The organism is Paeniglutamicibacter antarcticus, assembly GCF_039544305.1.
GTDB classification, from domain to species: Bacteria; Actinomycetota; Actinomycetes; order Actinomycetales; family Micrococcaceae; genus Paeniglutamicibacter; species Paeniglutamicibacter antarcticus_C.
Window position 1 is genome coordinate 1 of sequence record NZ_BAABLK010000040.1, and the last position, 548, is coordinate 548.

A 548-nucleotide genomic window follows, 5' to 3' on the forward strand; every position below is an offset into this window, starting at 1 on the left:
TCGCGGGCCGGGAACACCGCTGCGTGGCGTCGTGCCTTGGCTTCTTCCAAGCGGGTCAGTGCGTCGGAGCTGTCGTAGTGGTAGGTCAGGGTCCGGACCCGGTCGGTGACCGCTTGCTGGCATAGGCCCTTGAAAGCGTCGGGGTTTTTCAGCAGGTTGCGGTCCACTTCCTGGCGGTGTTCCTGGTTCAGGTGTTCGGTTTCCCGATCGATGATCCGTGCGTGGGCTTCGCTGATCTTTCCGGCTACCAGGGCGGCGAGGGTGAATTGCAGGTTGGCCAGCAGGCGGCGGGAGAAGGCCAGGAAGGAGCGGCCTCGCTCGGGGGATTCACGCCGCGCCAGGGCGATTTGTGCTCCGACGCCGAAGGCGGGGTTGTTCATGCGGGCACCGGCTTCGGTGCGTTGGGTGATGACTTCGGCTTCGAGCATGGTTGCGGACATGACTTGGGCGCCACTGGCGGCGCCCTTGATTTCCTCGGTCAACGCGATCTTCTCGTGGTGTTCCTTGGCGGTGCCGCTCATGTCCAGGGCGGCGAGTCCGTCGCGGAC

General features: G+C 65.1%; 1 pseudogene. It reads right to left on the reverse strand.

Annotated features, from left to right (window positions below):
• Positions 1 to 548 (reverse strand): annotated as a pseudogene (locus ABEA12_RS14965) (hypothetical protein); the annotation flags it as partial.